The sequence below is a fragment of the Rahnella sp. PD4 genome (assembly GCF_049199325.1).
Classification (GTDB): domain Bacteria; phylum Pseudomonadota; class Gammaproteobacteria; order Enterobacterales; family Enterobacteriaceae; genus Rahnella; species Rahnella perminowiae.
The window spans coordinates 212707-230769 of the sequence record NZ_JBLZQF010000007.1 but is presented as its reverse complement, the minus strand read 5'-3'; the positions used below and the strand labels follow the sequence as shown (position 1 = coordinate 230769).

Sequence of the window (18063 nt, the reverse complement as noted above, 5' to 3'; positions counted from 1 at the left end):
GTACCCAACCTTTGCATTTCATCTTCCCGCAGTCTTTCAGTTCCTCTGCTGTAACACCTTCATCTCTCAGCGTTTTTTCACCACTATACTGTGGTCGTGATCACACCGGTCATGGCTGTCACAGGTTTCCACTACTTTACATTCTGCACATAATCCATGCGCTTCCACCACAGAATGGCGAAGATCAAAGCCGGATTCCATTGCCAGTTTTGCCAGGCGTTCTTCGATGCCATCGGTGGTTTTTTCGGTGACCAGCCCACAGCGGTCACAGATAAACAGCGCAGAAGTATGGCTTGGCTCTTCAAAATGATGGCAGAGAACATAACTATTTGCAGATTCAACGCGGTGAATAAACCCCTGTTCCAGCAGAAAATCCAGCGCCCGGTAAACCGTTGGCGGTTTCGCCTGAGGTTCGCTCACACGCAACAGATCCAGCAAATCATAGGCGCTGATCGCACCGGGTTGTTGCGTCATCAGACGCAGTACTTCCAGCCGCTGCGGGGTCAGGCGAACATTGCGCTGCTGGCAAAGCTCTTCAGCTTGTGAAAGTAATTTTTCCGGGTTATTCAGGGTCATGGCAACGGTCTCTGAGCGCAGATTGGAATAAAGAGGCCACATCATGCGACCCGTGATGATTTTACCATGCTTGCACCAAAACGACGAATTATGCGCCATTCAACCTGCCATCGCATCCAGCGCCTTTTCCACATACAGATATCCGATACCCATAATCTGCTGCTCCCGGCTCAGTATTCCCGGTGCAATATGCGTAGCCTGAATTTTGACGTGATCGATACGATCAAAGGGATTGAGGCCGCTTTGTCCGCAGACGGTTTTCAGCCAGGCATCGCCAAAACCACAACTGCGGCCATAAAGATAAATGTGATTGATATTCAGAATGTTAAGAAAGTTATACAGACTCAGCCCCAGCGCGCGGGCACCTTCCATAACCTGCTCGCAAATGGCACTTTCACCCCGATGATAGCGGTCGATCAGTTCCTGTGTTGAAGGCGTTCTCCTTGCCGGATCCGCAGGCTCAAGCTGACGGGCCTTTTTCTTTAATGCTGACAATGAGGCCAGCGTTTCGAGGCAACCATATCGTCCGCAGGCGCACCGGTCGCCTTGGGGATCAATGATGGTATGGCCGATTTGTCCGCTGCCAAACAGATTACCGCGATAAATTTGCTGGTTAATCACGAAGGAAGAACCGATGCCGTAATCGACATTAATTACACAAAAATCCTGATGATAATTAATGCCTTGCCATTTCTCCGCCAGCGCCAGCATGATGCAGTCATTGTCCATCAGGATGTCAGTTTGCAACTTTTCTTCCAGAAGATACTTAATCTCAATTTCACCGGTCCAGGGTGCCTGCGGCATCCGCTGTGATACGCCGGTAGTCGGATTAACCTGCCCGTGGATCGCCAGTGCCAGCCGGATTTTCAGTCCGGGATAGCTTTTTTTGTACTGATGAAAGCAGGCTTCGATTTGCGTCAGCAGTGCATCCGGCGTTCTGACCGAAATCTCCGTCATTTGATAGTCACTCAGCGGTAAAACGAGTCTGCTGACCAGAATACTTTCGATGCGGTAAGGCGTGATATTCAGGCACAGCACGGCGCTGCCGTCGGTGGCTATCTGGTAACTTCCGCCGCCCAGCCCGCGCGAGTGTAAATTGACCGGACTGTGGATGATTAAGCCATCATTTTGCAGATCGTCGAGGATCTTACTGACGGCCGGGATCGACAGACGGGAAAGCCTGGCCAGCGTGGATTTACTGGCATTTTTCTCGCGATATAGCAACGTCATCAGCACCTGCTTATTGAACTGACGCAGCCGCAGATTATTCAATCCGGTTACCGACATTTACTAAACCCCGTTTACTGAATTGCGTGACCGTAGCAAATCCTCCCTGTCAGTACGCTGCGTAGAATCTCGAAATTGATATTTCGATCCAGCGCACTGAGGGGAAATCATGAGCACAGCGGTAAAAGTCTGGCAGGAAGCGATCGAGCTCCCGACCTGGCTGACAGGAAAACAGGACACGCACCCGATGTTTCTGGCACACCGGGTTTATCAGGGGTCTTCCGGTGCGGTATATCCGTACGGCGTGACGGATACGCTGACCGGTGAGAAGGTTATGAAAACCTATCAGGCGCTGTATCTGGAAAATGATTTTCTTAAAATCATGCTGCTACCGGAGCTGGGTGGTCGTGTCCACCGTGCCTGGGACAAAATAAAACAGCGTGATTTTGTCTATTACAACGAAGTGGTGAAACCCGCGCTGGTCGGTTTACTGGGGCCGTGGATTTCCGGGGGTATCGAATTTAACTGGCCGCAGCATCACCGTCCGACCACTTTTATGCCGGTGGATTTCACTCTTCAGGCACACGATAACGGTGCTCAAACTGTGTGGATGGGCGAAGTGGAACCGATGCGCGGCTTGCAGGTAATGACCGGTTTCACCCTTTATCCCGATAAAGCGCTGCTGGAAATCAGCGCCAAAATTTACAACGGCAATCCGACGCCGCGCCATTTCCTGTGGTGGGCTAATCCGGCAGTTACCGGCGGTGATGGCCATCAGAGCGTATTTCCGCCGGATGTCACCGCCGTTTTCGATCACGGTAAACGGGACGTTTCTTCCTTCCCGATAGCCACCGGCACCTATTATAAGGTGGACTACTCGGCGGGCGTGGATATCTCGCGCTATAAAAACATTCCCGTTCCGACGTCCTACATGGCCGACAAATCTGACTATGACTTCGTGGGCGCGTATGACCACGAACAGCAGGGCGGATTACTGCACATCGCTGACCATCATGTATCGCCGGGTAAAAAGCAGTGGACGTGGGGAAACTGCGATTTCGGTCGTGCGTGGGATCGTAATCTGACCGATAACAACGGGCCTTATATTGAGCTGATGACCGGCGTATTCACCGATAATCAGCCGGATTTCACCTGGCTGGATGCATTTGAGGAGAAGTGTTTCGTTCAGAACTTCCTGCCTTACAGTGCCCTGGGTACGGTGCAGAATGCCTCCGGGCAGGCGGTGATTAAACTTGAGCGTCACGGGCCAAAACTGGCGTGGGGCATTTATGCGGTCAGTCCGTTGCAAGGCGCGAAAATCAGGATCAGTTCTGAAGATGGCACGCAAATTCTGCTGGAAAAGGACATGACTTTGCAGCCTGGAGACGTGGTTCAGGGCGAACTGAGTGGCGAATTCCCATCGCGCCTTCAGCTGCGCTTGCTGAATGAACAGGGGCAAGAGCTGTTGTCCTATCTGGAGCATCAGGCCAGTGAGACGCCGTTACCGTCGCCTGCCAGCGCGCCCTTGCCCGCGCAGGACATCACTTCGGCAGATGAGGCCTGGTTTATCGGTCAGCATCTTGAGCAATACAACCATGCCAGTCAGGAGGCTGTGAATTATTACCGGCGTGGTGTGGAACTGGATGCGCTGGATTATCGCTGCAATCTGGCGCTGGCAACACTCAGCTACAATCAGGCTAATTTTACTCAGGCCCTGGCTTTTGCTGATGTGGCGCTGAGCCGGGCACACAGACTGAATAAGAATCCGCAATGCGGGCTGGCGAGTCTCGTTCGTGCGAACGCGCTTGAGGAGACCGGTGATTTTGACGCGGCTTTTGACAGCTATTACCGCGCCGTCTGGAGCGGCAACGCTAAATCCGGGGGCTACTTCGGGCTGACACGGATAGCCATCCGCCGTGAGCAGTATCCGCAGGCGCTGAGTTTCTGTGAGCAGGGGTTGGCGACGCAGGCGAATCATTACGGCCTGATCGGACTGAAAGCCACGCTGCTGTGTCTGCTAGGTCAGGACGCCGAGACGTATATCGAAGCACATTTAACACGTTACCCGCTGCATTACCTTCTGCACTTCCTGCGTTATCACCTTTCGCCTGATGCGAAATCGGCAGCGCAATTGCGCGATGTCACCGGCCGGCGTGGCGAAAACGCCATGAATATCGCCATTCAGCTGACCGGTTGCGGACTGGATGCACTGGCACTCGAAGCGCTGGACGTGCTGAAAAGTCAGGAAACGTTACCGCTGTATTTGCAAGCGTCCCTGCAAAAAGAAGGGCGCGAGGCATTGTGTCTGGCAGCGCGAAATGCTTTCCCGCAGCATGTTCGTTTCCCGCAATGGCTGGCGGAAGTTCGCATGCTTGAGGCTTTCCCTGATGACGCATTTGCCTTGCATTTACTGGCGTCTTTCCATTACAGCAAAGGTAATACACAAACGGCGGTGGCCTGCTGGCAGCGTTGTCTGGTGCTGGAACCGGACTTTGCGGATGCATGGCGCGGACTGGGAATTGATGCGTGGAACCGTCAGCAAGATAGTGCAAAAGCGCACCACTGTCTGGAAGAGGCGTGCCGTTTACAGCCACAGGATGCGCGGCTGTTATTTGAATCTGATCTGCTTAATCGCCTGACCGGCGTTGCGCCGCAAATCCGTCTGGCGCGGTTGGAAAAAGTGTTGTCCGTCGCCACACAGCGTGACGATCTGATCGCTGAACTTCTCAGTTTATATAACCAGTGCGGACAGTTACAGGCAGCACGGGCACTGCTGGCTGACCGGAAATTCCATCCATGGGAAGGCGGTGAAGGGCGCATCACCGGTCAGTATCTGCTGAATAAACAGTTGCTGGCGTTTGAATATCTCAGTGCAGGAGATGTGATTGCCGCGCAGGCGCAGCTGTTATCCGCGCTGGAATATCCGCAAAACCTCAGCGAAGGACGGCTGGTCGGGCAAACGGATAACGATATCTGCTTCTGGCTGGGTATTTGTGCGCAAAAACTTCAGCAGCATAAACAGGCGCAGACTTGGTTTGAGCGTGCGGCGGCGGGCGACAAAGGGATTGGCGAGCGGCGCTATTACAATGATCAGCCGGTAGATTATTTGTTCTATCAGGGTATGGCACTGCGCAAACTTAATGATATAGAGCAAAGCCGTCAGGTCTTCAGGCACATGCTGGAATGGGCGGAGAGCACAGCGGACCAGCCTGTTCAGGCTGATTTCTTCGCGGTGTCATTGCCGGATTTAGTCGTGCTTACCAGCGATCGTCAGAAAGAGCATCGCATTCATTGTCTGCTGGTGAAAGCGCTGGCCCTGCGTGGTCTGGAAAACGAGGCTTACGCTGATGTGTTGCAGCAAATCTTTGCGCTGGATCCTTCCTGTGCCAAAGCACATCTCTTTTCACAATTACCGGATTGCTGAGTGAAGGAGAAGAGAAAAATGGCTCTGTATTCTCTGGAAAATCATCGGCTTGCATTGACTGTGTCGCCATGCGGCGGCACTATCCTGCAACTGCTGGCAAAGCGGGCGGATGACAATGTCCCTCTGCTGCGCCCGTCAGTACTGAGTGAGGATACCCCAGCCGCAGAGTCGGCCTGTTTTCCTCTTCTTCCCTTTGGTAACCGTCTGAAAGGCAACGCTTTTGATTTTGAAGGCCGCCATTACACTCTGCCGCCCAACACCGGGGACGCGCATTATCTGCATGGCGATGGCTGGCTGGGAAACTGGCAATGCGTTTTCCAGAGTGAGGTCGCGCTGACGCTGGCGTTTACGCATCGCAGCGACAGTTACTGCTATCGGGCGGAGCAGCATTTTTCTTTGCATGATAACCGGCTGGATATCAGCTTATGTATCACCAATCAGGGGGCTGATCCTCTGCCTTTCGGGCTGGGATGGCACCCGTTTTTCCCGCTCAGCGAAACCACCCGTCTTCAGGCAACAGCGTCCGGTTACTGGCAGGAAGACGCGCAGTGGCTGGCGGGCAAACATCATAACAAGCTGCCTGCCGGTCTGGATTTCTGCACGCCTCAGCCCCTTCCCCGCCACTGGGTGAATAACGGTTTTTCCGGCTGGGATGGCAAGGCAGAGATTGTCTGGCCAGAATCCGGCCATACGCTGCGGCTGACCACGTCTCCGGACTGCCCGGTGTTCTTCCTGTTTATATCCGACAGCCGTTTTGACCCCGGTTGTCAGCATGATTTCTTCTGTTTTGAACCCATGACCCATGCGGCAAACGATCATCATTTGCCGCACGGGGGCTCGCTGCGGGTGTTATCTCCCGGCGAATCTCTGACACAGCAAATGTCGCTGCATAGCGCGACGATTAACATCCCGGAATGAGGAATGCTTATGTCTGACTCAAAAGCTTTGAATATGCCCTACGTGTGGATGATTTGTCTGGTGGCTGCCTGCGGCGGCTTATTGTTTGGCTATGACTGGGTGGTGATCGGCGGCGCAAAACCTTTCTACGAGGCGTATTTCGGCATCACCGATGCGGCAATGTCTGGCTGGGCCATGAGCTCCGCGCTGCTGGGTTGTGTTCTGGGCGCGGCGGGTTCGGGCTCACTTTCGGACCGGTACGGACGTCGCCTGCCTCTGATTATCGCTGCCGTTCTGTTCACTGCATCAGGTGTCGGTACGGCACTGGCATTCAGCTTTAACAGCTTTGTGTTCTGGCGAATTGTGGGCGGTGTTGGGATTGGCCTGGCTTCCGCGCTGGCCCCGGTTTACATCGCAGAAATCAGTCCGGCAGAAAAGCGCGGGCGTTTTGTGGCCGTGAATCAGCTGACAATTGTGCTGGGGGTGCTGGCCGCACAGCTTATTAATCTGATGATAGCCGAACCGGTCGCCTCTGCCGCTGTGCAGGCGGACATTTTACAGAGCTGGAACGGTCAGACCGGCTGGCGTTATATGTTTGGTGCTGAAGCTATCCCGGCCGCCATCTTCCTGATCCTGATGTTTGTGGTACCGGAATCCCCGCGCTGGCTGGCGAAAGCTAACCGTTATCCGCAGGCCGAAAAAGTTCTGCAACGGATCGGTTCCGTGGAATATGCCCGCGTTACGCTGGCGGATATCCGCCGGTCACTGGGCTCGGAAAACCAGAAAGTGCCGTTTTCCACGCTGTGGGAACCGCGCGTCAGGCCGGTCATTCTGATGGGGATTGTGCTGGCAATTTTCCAGCAATGGTGCGGCATCAACGTGATATTCAACTATGCACAGGAAATTTTTGCCTCGGCGGGATTTGACATCAACGATACGCTGAAATCGATTGTCGCCACCGGCCTCATCAACCTTATTTTCACTTTACTGGCACTGCCGCTGGTGGACAGAATCGGCCGCCGTCGCCTGATGCAGCTGGGTTCTGCGGGGCTGACCGTCATTTATATTTTGATCGGACTGTCTTATTCGTTTGGTGTCACGGGGTTACCGGTGTTACTGCTGGTGCTGGTGGCTATCGCCATTTATGCCATGACGCTGGCACCGGTGACCTGGGTATTGCTGTCTGAAATTTTCCCTAACCGGGTGCGTGGTAACGCGATGGCGGTGGGCACGCTGGCATTGTGGATCGCCTGTTTCCTGCTGACTTACACCTTCCCGCTGATGAACGCAGCGCTGGGTGCGGCGGGCAGTTTCTTCATCTACGCTGTTATCTGTCTGGCGGGTTGGATTTTCATCCAGTGCAACGTGCCGGAAACGCGCGGGGTGACGCTCGAAGCACTGGAGCAGCGTCTCAGCCGTACCGACGCCGAGCGAAAAGCTGAAAAAGCGGCGATGTCCGAAAGCCACTAAACCCCATACGATGCCGAATCTTTGTTCTGTGGTATAATCAGCGATTAACTTCCCTCTGGCGTTGCGCCGGAGGGAGCACCACGAACCCCTTCAGCGAATGTCAGGCCGATGTCAGAAACTCAACACGCAATGCCCCAGCCCACCTCTTTTTCCGCCCAGCGTTTTTCCGTTGCGCCGATGCTCGACTGGACCGATCGCCACTGTCGCCATTTTCACAGGCTGTTAACCGGTCAGACGTTGCTGTATACCGAAATGGTGACCACCGGTGCCATTATTCACGGCAAAGGGGATTATCTGGGGTTTGGTGAAGAAGAACATCCGGTTTCATTGCAGCTTGGCGGCAGCAACCCGGCCGATCTGGCGTATTGCGCGAAGCGGGCGCAAGAGCGTGGTTATGATGAAATTAACCTGAATGTTGGCTGCCCGTCTGATCGTGTGCAGAACGGCATGTTTGGGGCCTGTCTGATGGGGCAGGCATCGCTGGTCGCCGACTGCATTAAAGCGATGCGCGATGTCGTCTCGGTTCCGGTTACGGTCAAAACCCGTATCGGCATTGACGATCAGGACAGCTACGAATTCTTGTGTGATTTTATCCGTCAGGTCTCTGAAAACGGCGGTTGCGATACTTTCATTATTCATGCGCGTAAAGCCTGGCTTTCCGGCCTCAGTCCGAAAGAAAACCGTGAAATTCCGCCGCTGGATTATCCGCGCGTGTATCAGCTCAAGCGTGATTTCCCGCACCTGACCATGGCCATTAACGGCGGCATCAAAACCCTCGAAGAAGCTAAAACGCATCTGCAACATATGGATGGCGTGATGGTCGGTCGCGAGGCTTACCAGAATCCGGGTATGTTGCTGAACGTTGATCGTGAATTATTCGGCTCTGATGCACCGCTAAAAACCGGGCCGGATATTATCCGCGCGCTGTATCCGTATATCGAAGCGGAACTGAGCAAAGGCACTTACCTCGGCCACATCACCCGTCATATTCTCGGCCTGTTTCAGGGGGTGCCGGGAGCGCGTCAGTTCCGTCGCCATCTTAGCGAGAATGCACATAAAGCGGGTGCGGGCATCGATGTGGTCGAACAGGCGCTGCAAATGGTTGCTCAGCAGCAAGTGACAGCGCAGGCCTGAAAACAGGTGAGTAAAATCACTATTTATTAGTCAAATTTACTATATTTTCGCAGGCTGTACGTGCCTGTGAAGATTTTTTCCGTTATTATTCAACACATTATTTACCCTCTCATACTGGCACGTTTCTTGTAATGGCTAATACGTGTTTGGACGCTACGTCTTATTGCACATGGCTTATTAAGGAGCACCCGATGCTGGAAATTCTCTTCGTGCTTGGTTTTTTCTTTATGCTGATGCTGACCGGCATTTCTCTGCTGGGTATGGTTGCGGCTCTGATCGTAGCATTTGCTCTGATGATGTTGGGCGGCTTCCTGGCTATTGTTATAAAAATGTTACCATGGCTGGTTCTGGCCGTGATTACGGTCTGGATTTATCGGACATATTTCCGGCCTGATGAGCCGAAATACCGCCGCCGTCGCCTGCCGTAATAACAGCTTCAATTTATAGATTTACGTAACCGCATGAAATCATGGTGATTGCTGGCTGTGTTTTGAGCGCAAAAAAATGTAACCGTTGCAGCGATAACTTTTGCTTATGTGCTAGCGATCACAAGCTGAATCAGAATGTGCGGTCGAAATACATAAATCATATTTTTTAACATGGGTGACTGTTAGGATGGAATTCATTGGCAGCCAGCAGGCTGTAAAACGAATTCATCAAGTCCGCTGAGGCACACAATAGTCGCTTAAGTGACATCGCCCTGCGGATTTACCCGGCAGTACCCTACAGCAGTACCCGTCTGATATCAGAGGTCGTCTGAGTCAGGCAGTAAAAAAGGCTTTCACATCCGTGAAAGCCTTTTTTGCATTTTTCCCCGTCGCCCTTGCCACCACAGCTGTATTAGCTGCACTCACTCACCCGAATCACTTACCTGAGTAAGCTCATCGGAACGCATTCGTTTGCTGCCTTGCTGTAACGTCAATGGCTTAAGGAAACTGTTATGGGAGGAGCAAACTCGAGCCTTGCGTCACGCGGCTTTCCAGCGTTTCATGTGCGCGTTTTGCCTCGGAAAGCGGGAATTTCTGGGCATCGCTGACCTCCACTTTTATCGCGCCACTGGCGATCAGTGAGAACAACTCACTGCTTGCTTCCAGCAGTTCTTCCCGGTTAGTCACGTAGCCATTCAGGGAAGGACGCGTCACAAACAGCGAACCTTTCTGATTAAGTATCGCCAGATCTACGCCTTTTACCGGGCCGGACGCATTGCCGAAACTGACCAGCAAACCGCGGCGTTTCAGGCTGTTTAACGATTTTTCAAAGGTATCTTTGCCGACGGAGTCATAAACCACACCGACTTTTTCGCCGTTGGTCAGTTCTGCCACGCGGGTTGCGATATCTTCTGTCCGGTAATTAATGGTTTCCCACGCACCGGCTTGTCTGGCACGTTCAGCTTTTTCATCGGAGCCCACGGTGCCAATCAGTTTTACACCCAGTGCTTTCGCCCACTGGCAGGCAATCAGGCCTACGCCACCTGCTGCGGCATGGAAGAGAATGGTTTCACCGGCCTGAACTTCATGGGTTTTGCGCAGTAAATAATAAACTGTCAGCCCTTTAAGGAAAGAGGCTGCGGCCTGTTCAAAGCTGATCGCCTCCGGCAAAAGAGCAATTTTTTCCTGCGGCACGTTATGGAATTCGCTGTAAGCGCCAGGCGCGGATTGTGCATATACCACACGATCGCCCGGTTTGATGTCAGTGACACCGCTGCCAACTTTGCTGACTACGCCTGCCGCTTCCGTGCCTAAACCCGCCGGAAAACTGGCTGGTGCATAAAGACCGCTGCGCACGTAAGTATCAATATAGTTGATGCCGATGGCTTTATTCTCGACCTGGACTTCACCTGCCTGCGGATCCCGGGGCTGATAATCAACGTATTGCAGGACGTCCGGGGAACCTGTTTCAGAAAACTGGATGCGCTTTGCCATGTTTTTTCCTCGTGATGGAGACTGATTTCAACCCTAGGCTAAATGTCCCGGACAATCCAGATTTTCGGCACTAAGGGTTAATACCCTTTTGAAATGGTTTATACTGTCGCGCGAGTCAGGCTCCGATTTTTGGAAACCTGACGCTCATAAAACAGGCGCTTAGAGCAGGAAATAATCCACAGATGGCAGCAAAAAAACCGACCAATCAACAGAACGAAAACCGCGATCGCCAGATGGAAGGCTTGAAACTTCCGCCGCATTCGCTGGAAGCTGAACAATCCGTTCTGGGCGGGCTGATGCTGGACAATGAACGATGGGATAACGTGGCCGAGCGGGTGGTCAGCAATGATTTCTTCAGTCGCCCGCACCGCCTGATTTTTACCGAAATGCAGCGTTTGCTGGAAATGAGCAAGCCGATCGACCTGATCACGCTTTCTGAATCTCTGGAACAGAAAGGCGATCTGGATTCTGTCGGCGGTTTTGCTTACCTGGCAGAACTTTCTAAAAACACACCAAGTGCGGCGAACATCGGTGCTTACGCGGACATTGTACGTGAACGTGCTGTGGTCCGGGAAATGATCTCCGTCGCTAATGAAATTGCCGACGCAGGCTATGATCCGCAAGGCCGCAGCAGCGAAGACCTGCTGGACTTAGCCGAATCCCGGGTATTCCAGATTGCCGAAAGCCGCGCCAGTAAAGACGAAGGTCCGAAAAGCATCGACCGTATTCTGGAAAGCACGGTTTCCCGTATCGAAGAGCTGTTCCAGCGTCCGCACGACGGTGTAACCGGCGTTTCAACCGGTTATGCTGACCTCGACAAGAAAACGGCAGGTCTGCAAAAATCTGACCTGATCATCGTGGCGGCGCGTCCGTCGATGGGTAAAACCACTTTTGCGATGAACCTCGCCGAAAATGCCGCGATGATGCAGGATAAACCGGTCTTAATCTTCAGCCTTGAGATGCCCGGCGATCAGCTCATGATGCGTATGCTGGCGTCGCTTTCCCGCGTCGATCAGACCAAAATCCGTACCGGTCAGCTTGATGATGAAGACTGGGCGCGTATTTCCAGCACCATGGGGATTTTGCTCGAAAAACGTAACATGTATATCGATGACTCCTCCGGCCTGACGCCAACCGAAGTTCGTTCGCGTGCGCGACGCATCTTCCGTGAGCACGGGGGCCTGAGCCTGATCATGATCGACTATTTGCAACTGATGCGCGTTCCGGCGTTGTCCGACAACCGTACGCTGGAAATCGCCGAAATCTCCCGCTCGCTGAAAGCGCTGGCGAAAGAATTGCAGGTGCCGGTGGTAGCGCTGTCGCAGCTGAACCGAAGCCTGGAACAACGTGCGGATAAACGCCCGGTCAACTCCGACTTACGTGAGTCCGGCTCAATCGAGCAGGATGCCGACTTAATCATGTTTATCTATCGTGACGAGGTCTATCACGACAACAGTGAAGAAAAAGGCATCGCGCAAATTATTCTCGGCAAACAGCGTAACGGCCCGATCGGTACCGTCCGCCTGACCTTCAACGGTCAGTGGTCGCGGTTTGATAACTATGGCGGCCCGCAATACGACGAAGATTAGTGTGGGGCTATTTTGCTTGCCATTTTGTGGCCGGGCAGTGCTCACTTTTTTTGGAAAGATTGGCTCGTGTACTACGTGTACGCTCCGGTTTTTCCGCGCTGGCCGAACGCAAACTGGCTGCGCCAATAACGCCCCTTTAGGCTGCTAAAACCTCAATAATTTCATGCAAAGGACTTAAAATGAAAGCGGCTACGGCTGTCATTGATCGCCGCGCTCTGCGACACAATCTGCAACGGGTTCGTCATCTGGCGACACAAAGTCGTCTGGTTGCGGTGGTGAAAGCAAACGCTTATGGGCACGGTCTGCTGGAGACGGTGCACAGCCTGCAGGATGCCGATTATTACGGTGTTTCGCGGCTCAGTGAGGCACTGATGCTGCGTAAAGCCGGTGTGGTAAAACCCGTCCTCCTGCTCGAAGGTTTTTTCTCTGCCAGCGAATTACCGCTGCTGGTCGGCCATCAGCTGGATACCGCCGTTCACAGCATCGAACAACTTGAGGCGCTGGAAAGTGCTGATCTCGCGCGTCCGCTGAATGTCTGGTTGAAAATCGACACCGGTATGCACCGTTTAGGTGTCCATCCGGCACAGGCTGATGCATTCTATCAGCGTCTGAGTGCCTGCAAAAACGTGGTTCAGCCAGTCAATATGATGAGCCATTTCTGCCGCGCGGATGAACCGGAAAGCGATGCCACACCGAAACAGCTGAGCTGCTTTAATGAATTTGCCAAAGGCAAGCCGGGGCAAAAATCCATTGCGGCTTCCGGCGGTATTTTACTGTGGCCGGAATCGCATATGAATCTGGTTCGCCCGGGGATTATTTTGTACGGTGTGTCGCCGATGGAAACCGGAACGGCCAGCGATTTTGGGCTTCAACCGGCAATGACCCTAACTTCCAGCCTGATTGCCATACGTGAACATGCCGCCGGTGAACCTGTCGGTTACGGCAGTACCTGGGTCAGCGACCGCGATACCCGCCTGGGTGTGGTGGCAATGGGATACGGCGACGGTTATCCGCGCAGTGCGCCAAATGGTACACCTGTGTGGGTTAATGGCCGTGAGGTGCCGGTTGCCGGGCGCGTGTCGATGGACATGATCACCGTCGATCTGGGGCCGGAAGCCACAGACAACGTAGGGGATGAGGTGATTTTCTGGGGCGAGAAATTACCGGTTGAGCGCATTGCGCAGGCAACCGGTATCAGTGCTTATGAGCTGATTACCCAACTCAGCGAGCGGGTCGCCCGCGTTTATATTGGCGACTAAACCTTACTTTTTCACCGCCAGCCACTGGCTGACAATTTTCTGATATTCGCCGGTGGCTTTACTCAGGTGCAGCCACTGGTCGACATACATCTTCCAGCTTATGTCATCACGCGGCAGCATGTAGGCCTTTTCGCCATACTGCAGCGGCTTCTTCGGGTTCACCGCACACAGTTTCGGATAATGTTTCTGCTGATACAGCGCTTCCGACGCATCAGTGATCATCACGTCCGCTTTCTTATCCACCAGCTTCTGGAAGATGGTCACGTTATCGCTCAGTGCCAGCGTGCCTTGCGGCAGATGGCTGTGCACGAAGGCTTCATTGGTACCGCCCGCCGGTTCAATCAGGCGCACGGACGGACGATTTAACTGCGCAATCGTCTGGTACTGACGCACATTTTCACAGCGCACCAGCGGGATTTTCCCGTCCTGATCCAATACATTAGCGAACCAGGCTTTTTGCTGGCGTTTAAGCGTCACTGAAATTCCGCCCATCGCGATATCACAATGCCCGGCGCTCATTTCGTCCGGCAGTGATTTCCAGGTGACCGGCACCCAGTTCACTTTTACATCCAGACTTGCCGCCAGTGATCCCGCCATCGCAATATCAATACCTTCGTACTCTCCGTTTTCTTTCAAAAACGTATACGGTTTATAGTCACCGGTGGTACAGACATTCAGCGAGCCTTTCTGTAATACGCGCTCAAGGTGTGAAGATGGGGTGTCAGCTTTTGCCAGACCGGGCAAGGCAGACAGCAAAGCGAGAGAGCAGAGTACTTTTTTCATTATTTTTTCCTTGCGTTTAAATCATGCGCAAGTATAAGAAAAAATCGCCGGGAAGTATTTATAACTGGCCAGAGTGGGAATGTTTTTTGCAATAAGAATCCGACACATAAAAATTAAAACGACAGGAACACTGCCATGTACAGCATTGATGATTACGATCTTAAAATTCTGACCTTATTACAAACGAACGGAAGGCTGACCAATCAGGAATTAAGCGAACTGGTGGGGCTGTCAGCATCACAGTGTTCACGTCGGCGGATTGGCCTTGAACAGGCTCAGATGATCCTCGGCTATCACGCGCGTCTGGCACCGGAAGCACTGGGCTTGGGGATGATTGGACTGATTGAAGTCAGGCTTATAAACCATTTACCTGCACAGGTCGATGCATTTCACAGCATGCTGGGTGAAGTTGATGCGATTATTGATGCCTATAAAACTACCGGGGATGCGGATTATCTGCTGAAAGTTGCGGTGAAAGATTTAGCCGGTTTAAGTACGTTGATCAGCCAAATCCTGTCAGCGCATAAAAGTGTCTCCCATGTAAAAACATCGGTAGTGCTTAACCGTCTAAAAGAAAACGGCTTATTGACGATTGCCTGAAAAAATCCCCCCCTTATTTTGCGTGCACTATTAAGGTGATTTGTTTTGGTGCAATATCACTTTTATGGTGCATTATTTTGAATTAATATGCGTGTTTTGTGCATGTAAAGAATAATTAACGCGTCATAAAATCTTATTTTCGATTTTTGATGCAAATTGCGCGCGTGAATATTGCCTTAATTCTCTGTCTCAATAATTATCTCAAAATCAGACGTTAGAATTATTATTTTGGGGTATGGGGAATTATGGCAACTCTTGATGACATCAAACAGCCGGTTGAACAGCCGCGCATCGGGCATACGCTGATTGAAGATGCGCTGGCGATCATTATCGGTACACTGATGGTCTCTTTTGGCGTGGTGATGTTGCGGCAGGTCGGCGCACTGACCGGCGGCACGGCAGGAATGGCATTTCTGGCACATTACGTCACGCAGGTTTCGTTCGGTACGGCCTTTTTTATCATCAACTTACCTTTCTATTATCTCTCTTTTCGTCGTATGGGTTTGCCGTTCACGCTGAAAACGTTTGCCGCTGTTGCACTGGTTTCCGTCTTCTCCGATCTGCATCCGCTTTTCGTGCACTTTGATCATCTTCAGCCATTCTACGCGACGTTGTTTGCTAACGTGATTATGGGCATCGGCTTTATTGTGCTGTTCCGTCATAAAGCCAGTCTGGGCGGCGTGAACATTCTGGCGCTGTTTCTGCAGGACAAATACGGTATCCGTGCCGGTAAACTGCAAATGGGTGTGGACTGCTGCATCGTGCTGGCATCGCTGTTCGTGGTGAGTTACGAAATGCTGATTGCCTCGGTGCTGGGTGCGGTGATTGTGAATCTGATTATCGCGATGAATCACCGTCCGGGGCGCTACAGCGTCTGACGACATGGATGAAAATGACGCAGGGTTCAGGGACCTGCGCCATTTTTGTCAGTATATCGGCATAAATTATGCGCCGAAGCCGCCGTCAATCGTCAGGTTTGCACCGGTGATATAACCCGCTTCAGGGCCGGAAAGATAAGCCACAAAGCTGGCGATTTCACTGTCTTTGCCGTAGCGGTTGAGCGCCATATAAGAACGCATGCCATCAGCCATTTCGCCGTCAGCCGGGTTCATATCGGTATCGACCGGGCCGGGTTGGACGTTGTTCACGGTAATGCCACGCGGTCCTAAATCCCGTGCCAGACCTTTGGTCAGGCCGACGATAGCTGATTTGCTCATGGCATAAACAGCACCACCCTGGAATGGCATGCGATCGGCATTGACGCTGCCGATGGTGATGATGCGTCCGCCGTCAGGCATATGGCGCGCAGCCTGTTGGCTGGCGACAAAAACGCTGCGCACATTGATGGCGATGGTACGGTCGAAATCATCCATCGTCAGCGCATCGATTTCGCCGAACGCCAGCACACCTGCGTTATTGACCAGAATATCGATTTTACCGAATGCTTTCGCCGCGCTGTCGATGGCGGAGCGGACGCTACTTTCATCGGCGCTGTCGGCTTTAATCGCCAGCGCTTTGCCACCGCTGGCTTCGATAGTTTTCACCAGCGCCTGCGCTTTATCTTCAGATGAGACATAGGTGAAAGCCACGCTGGCACCTTCGCTGGCCAGACGCTGAACGATAGCGGCACCGATGCCGCGTGAACCGCCCTGAACAAATGCGGCTTTACTTTGCAATGCGTATTGAGTCGTCATATTACGGTACTCCGGATGGATGAGGTGATGGTTTGATCGTAGCTCATAGCAGCAAATCAGAATCTCAGGTGAACGGCCGGTTTGATATGCAATACGTGCCCGAAAATTGCCAACATAGTTGTCATCTTTTTTAACGAACTTTGATAGTCTGTGAAACAGTTGTGATACGCCGGCTTACCGGACGTGGATCGCAGCGCCACTCAACCCAACCCAGGAGATGTATACCGTGTTCCAACATGTCGATGCCTATGCCGGTGACCCGATTTTGTCGCTGATGGAAAGCTTCAAGACCGATCCGAGACAAGATAAGGTAAACCTGAGTATCGGTCTTTATTACGACGGGCAGGGTATTATTCCGCAACTGGCGGCGGTGGAAAAAGCCGAGCAACAACTGAATGCCGGGCCGCAGGCCGCGTCAGTCTATCTGCCAATGGAAGGGTTACCTGCGTATCGTGCAGGTATCCAGGCGCTGCTGTTTGGTGCCGGACATCCGGCGCTGAAACAACAGCGTATCGCGACTATTCAGACCGTCGGCGGTTCCGGTGCACTGAAAGTTGGCGCTGATTTCCTGAAGTCTTATTTCCCGAATTCTGAAGTTTATGTGAGCGATCCGACCTGGGAAAACCACGTGGCTATCTTCAGTGGCGCAGGTTTCAAAGTGCATACTTATCCTTACTTTGATCCTGAAACCTTGGGAGTAAATTTCCCGGCGATGATTGACCGCCTGAAAAGTTTACCAGCGCAAAGCATCGTTCTCCTGCATCCGTGCTGTCACAACCCGACCGGTTCTGACCTGACGCCAGCACAGTGGGATCAGGTGATTGAAATCACCAAACAGCGTGAGCTGATCCCGTTCCTCGACATCGCTTATCAGGGCTTTGGCGCGGGCATTGACGACGACGCCTACGCTATCCGCGCGATGGCCTCTGCTGGCGTTAACTGCTTTGTCAGTAACTCCTTCTCGAAAATTTTCTCCCTGTACGGTGAACGTGTCGGCGGCCTGTCTGTGGTCTGCGAAGACAGCGATGCGGCGGGACGTGTGCTGGGTCAGCTGAAAGCAACCGTGCGCCGTAACTACTCCAGCCCGCCAAGCTTCGGTGCAAAAGTCGTTGCAGAAGTTCTGAGCGACAGCGCCCTGAACGCCCAGTGGAAAGCGGAAGTCGAGAGAATGCGCATCCGTATTCTGGAAATGCGCCACACCCTGGTCGACAGCCTGAAAACGGCCTTACCGGGGCGTGATTTTGGCTACCTGCTGCAACAGCGCGGTATGTTCAGCTACACCGGTTTCAGCGAAGCGCAGGTTATCCGTCTGCGTGAAGAGTTTGGCGTTTACCTGATCCTCAGCGGCCGCGTCTGCATGGCCGGTCTGAATCACCATAACGTCAGGCAAGTGGCTGAAGCTTTCGCCGCGGTCCAGTAAATTCCCGTCATATTTCGGGCTGCGGATGCGTTGGTTGCGCTCATTCACCCCGGTCACAGGGTACGCTT

The 18063-nt window shown here is 52.9% G+C and carries 15 protein-coding genes; 10 read left to right on the top strand and 5 right to left on the bottom strand.

Translation table 11 applies throughout. The features are described from left to right. Positions 1-66 precede the first annotated feature (66 nt). On the bottom strand, positions 67-576 hold the full coding sequence (zur, locus tag ACOZIO_RS18220; RefSeq protein ID WP_129954862.1) for a zinc uptake transcriptional repressor Zur: 510 nt from the start codon (positions 574-576) through the stop codon (positions 67-69). Positions 577-675: 99 nt separating this feature from the next. Next, positions 676-1863, bottom strand: a complete 1188-nt coding sequence (locus ACOZIO_RS18215) for an ROK family transcriptional regulator (protein WP_129954830.1) — start codon at positions 1861-1863, stop codon at positions 676-678. Positions 1864-1972: 109 nt separating this feature from the next. Between ACOZIO_RS18215 and ACOZIO_RS18210 the strand changes: the two genes are divergently transcribed. From ACOZIO_RS18210 to pspG, 5 genes are all read left to right on the top strand, one after another. Beyond that, entirely contained in the window at positions 1973-5227 is a 3255-nt protein-coding gene (locus tag ACOZIO_RS18210; RefSeq protein WP_421595563.1) for a DUF5107 domain-containing protein, read from the top strand. Between the two features lie 18 nt (positions 5228-5245). Continuing rightward, positions 5246-6145, top strand: a complete 900-nt coding sequence (locus ACOZIO_RS18205; protein ID WP_129991936.1) for an aldose 1-epimerase — start codon at positions 5246-5248, stop codon at positions 6143-6145. A gap of 9 nt (positions 6146-6154) precedes the next feature. Beyond that, on the top strand, positions 6155-7594 hold the full coding sequence (locus tag ACOZIO_RS18200; RefSeq protein ID WP_129954827.1) for a sugar porter family MFS transporter: 1440 nt from the start codon (positions 6155-6157) through the stop codon (positions 7592-7594). Between the two features lie 129 nt (positions 7595-7723). Then, a complete protein-coding gene (gene dusA, locus ACOZIO_RS18195) occupies positions 7724-8728 on the top strand; it encodes a tRNA dihydrouridine(20/20a) synthase DusA (RefSeq protein ID WP_129954826.1) in 1005 nt (334 codons plus the stop codon). A 191-nt stretch (positions 8729-8919) separates the two neighbouring features. Further along, on the top strand, positions 8920-9156 hold the full coding sequence (pspG, locus tag ACOZIO_RS18190; RefSeq protein WP_129954825.1) for an envelope stress response protein PspG: 237 nt from the start codon (positions 8920-8922) through the stop codon (positions 9154-9156). 510 nt (positions 9157-9666) lie between these two features. Here pspG and ACOZIO_RS18185 read toward each other — a convergent pair. Further along, positions 9667-10650 (bottom strand): quinone oxidoreductase, encoded by a 984-nt coding sequence (locus tag ACOZIO_RS18185; RefSeq protein WP_129954824.1) that lies wholly within the window; start codon positions 10648-10650, stop codon positions 9667-9669. A 182-nt stretch (positions 10651-10832) separates the two neighbouring features. On the opposite strand from ACOZIO_RS18185, the gene dnaB reads away from it, so the two are divergent. Both dnaB and alr read left to right on the top strand, forming a co-directional pair. Continuing rightward, entirely contained in the window at positions 10833-12239 is a 1407-nt protein-coding gene (dnaB, locus tag ACOZIO_RS18180; RefSeq protein ID WP_129954823.1) for a replicative DNA helicase, read from the top strand. Between the two features lie 179 nt (positions 12240-12418). Then, complete coding sequence (alr, locus tag ACOZIO_RS18175; protein ID WP_421595562.1) at positions 12419-13498, top strand: alanine racemase; 1080 nt, start codon at positions 12419-12421, stop codon at positions 13496-13498. 3 nt (positions 13499-13501) lie between these two features. Here alr and ACOZIO_RS18170 read toward each other — a convergent pair whose 3' ends face one another. Continuing rightward, the gene (locus ACOZIO_RS18170) at positions 13502-14281 is read right to left on the bottom strand and encodes a transporter substrate-binding domain-containing protein (RefSeq protein ID WP_129954821.1); all 780 of its coding nucleotides are present in this window, start codon (positions 14279-14281) and stop codon (positions 13502-13504) included. Positions 14282-14416: 135 nt separating this feature from the next. On the opposite strand from ACOZIO_RS18170, the gene ACOZIO_RS18165 reads away from it, so the two are divergent. Together ACOZIO_RS18165 and ACOZIO_RS18160 are read left to right on the top strand one after the other, a co-directional pair. Continuing rightward, positions 14417-14881 (top strand): Lrp/AsnC family transcriptional regulator, encoded by a 465-nt coding sequence (locus ACOZIO_RS18165; RefSeq protein WP_129954820.1) that lies wholly within the window; start codon positions 14417-14419, stop codon positions 14879-14881. Positions 14882-15126: 245 nt separating this feature from the next. After that, positions 15127-15759, top strand: a complete 633-nt coding sequence (locus tag ACOZIO_RS18160) for a YitT family protein (protein WP_129954819.1) — start codon at positions 15127-15129, stop codon at positions 15757-15759. Positions 15760-15825: 66 nt separating this feature from the next. On the opposite strand, the gene ACOZIO_RS18155 is transcribed toward ACOZIO_RS18160, so the two are convergent. Beyond that, entirely contained in the window at positions 15826-16575 is a 750-nt protein-coding gene (locus tag ACOZIO_RS18155; protein WP_129991939.1) for a 3-oxoacyl-ACP reductase family protein, read from the bottom strand. Positions 16576-16801: 226 nt separating this feature from the next. On the opposite strand from ACOZIO_RS18155, the gene ACOZIO_RS18150 reads away from it, so the two are divergent. Beyond that, a complete protein-coding gene (locus ACOZIO_RS18150) occupies positions 16802-17995 on the top strand; it encodes an aromatic amino acid transaminase (RefSeq protein WP_421595561.1) in 1194 nt (397 codons plus the stop codon). Positions 17996-18063 lie beyond the last annotated feature (68 nt).

Excerpts from the sequence above, each read along its gene's own strand:
- zur (WP_129954862.1), bottom strand. The coding sequence starts at position 576 with ATGACCCTGAATAACCCGGAAAAATTACTTTCACAAGCTGAAGAGCTT.
- ACOZIO_RS18215 (WP_129954830.1), bottom strand. The coding sequence starts at position 1,863 with ATGTCGGTAACCGGATTGAATAATCTGCGGCTGCGTCAGTTCAATAAG.
- ACOZIO_RS18210 (WP_421595563.1), top strand. The coding sequence starts at position 1,973 with ATGAGCACAGCGGTAAAAGTCTGGCAGGAAGCGATCGAGCTCCCGACC.
- ACOZIO_RS18205 (WP_129991936.1), top strand. The coding sequence starts at position 5,246 with ATGGCTCTGTATTCTCTGGAAAATCATCGGCTTGCATTGACTGTGTCG.
- ACOZIO_RS18200 (WP_129954827.1), top strand. The coding sequence starts at position 6,155 with ATGTCTGACTCAAAAGCTTTGAATATGCCCTACGTGTGGATGATTTGT.
- dusA (WP_129954826.1), top strand. The coding sequence starts at position 7,724 with ATGCCCCAGCCCACCTCTTTTTCCGCCCAGCGTTTTTCCGTTGCGCCG.
- pspG (WP_129954825.1), top strand. The coding sequence starts at position 8,920 with ATGCTGGAAATTCTCTTCGTGCTTGGTTTTTTCTTTATGCTGATGCTG.
- ACOZIO_RS18185 (WP_129954824.1), bottom strand. The coding sequence starts at position 10,650 with ATGGCAAAGCGCATCCAGTTTTCTGAAACAGGTTCCCCGGACGTCCTG.
- dnaB (WP_129954823.1), top strand. The coding sequence starts at position 10,833 with ATGGCAGCAAAAAAACCGACCAATCAACAGAACGAAAACCGCGATCGC.
- alr (WP_421595562.1), top strand. The coding sequence starts at position 12,419 with ATGAAAGCGGCTACGGCTGTCATTGATCGCCGCGCTCTGCGACACAAT.
- ACOZIO_RS18170 (WP_129954821.1), bottom strand. The coding sequence starts at position 14,281 with ATGAAAAAAGTACTCTGCTCTCTCGCTTTGCTGTCTGCCTTGCCCGGT.
- ACOZIO_RS18165 (WP_129954820.1), top strand. The coding sequence starts at position 14,417 with ATGTACAGCATTGATGATTACGATCTTAAAATTCTGACCTTATTACAA.
- ACOZIO_RS18160 (WP_129954819.1), top strand. The coding sequence starts at position 15,127 with ATGGCAACTCTTGATGACATCAAACAGCCGGTTGAACAGCCGCGCATC.
- ACOZIO_RS18155 (WP_129991939.1), bottom strand. The coding sequence starts at position 16,575 with ATGACGACTCAATACGCATTGCAAAGTAAAGCCGCATTTGTTCAGGGC.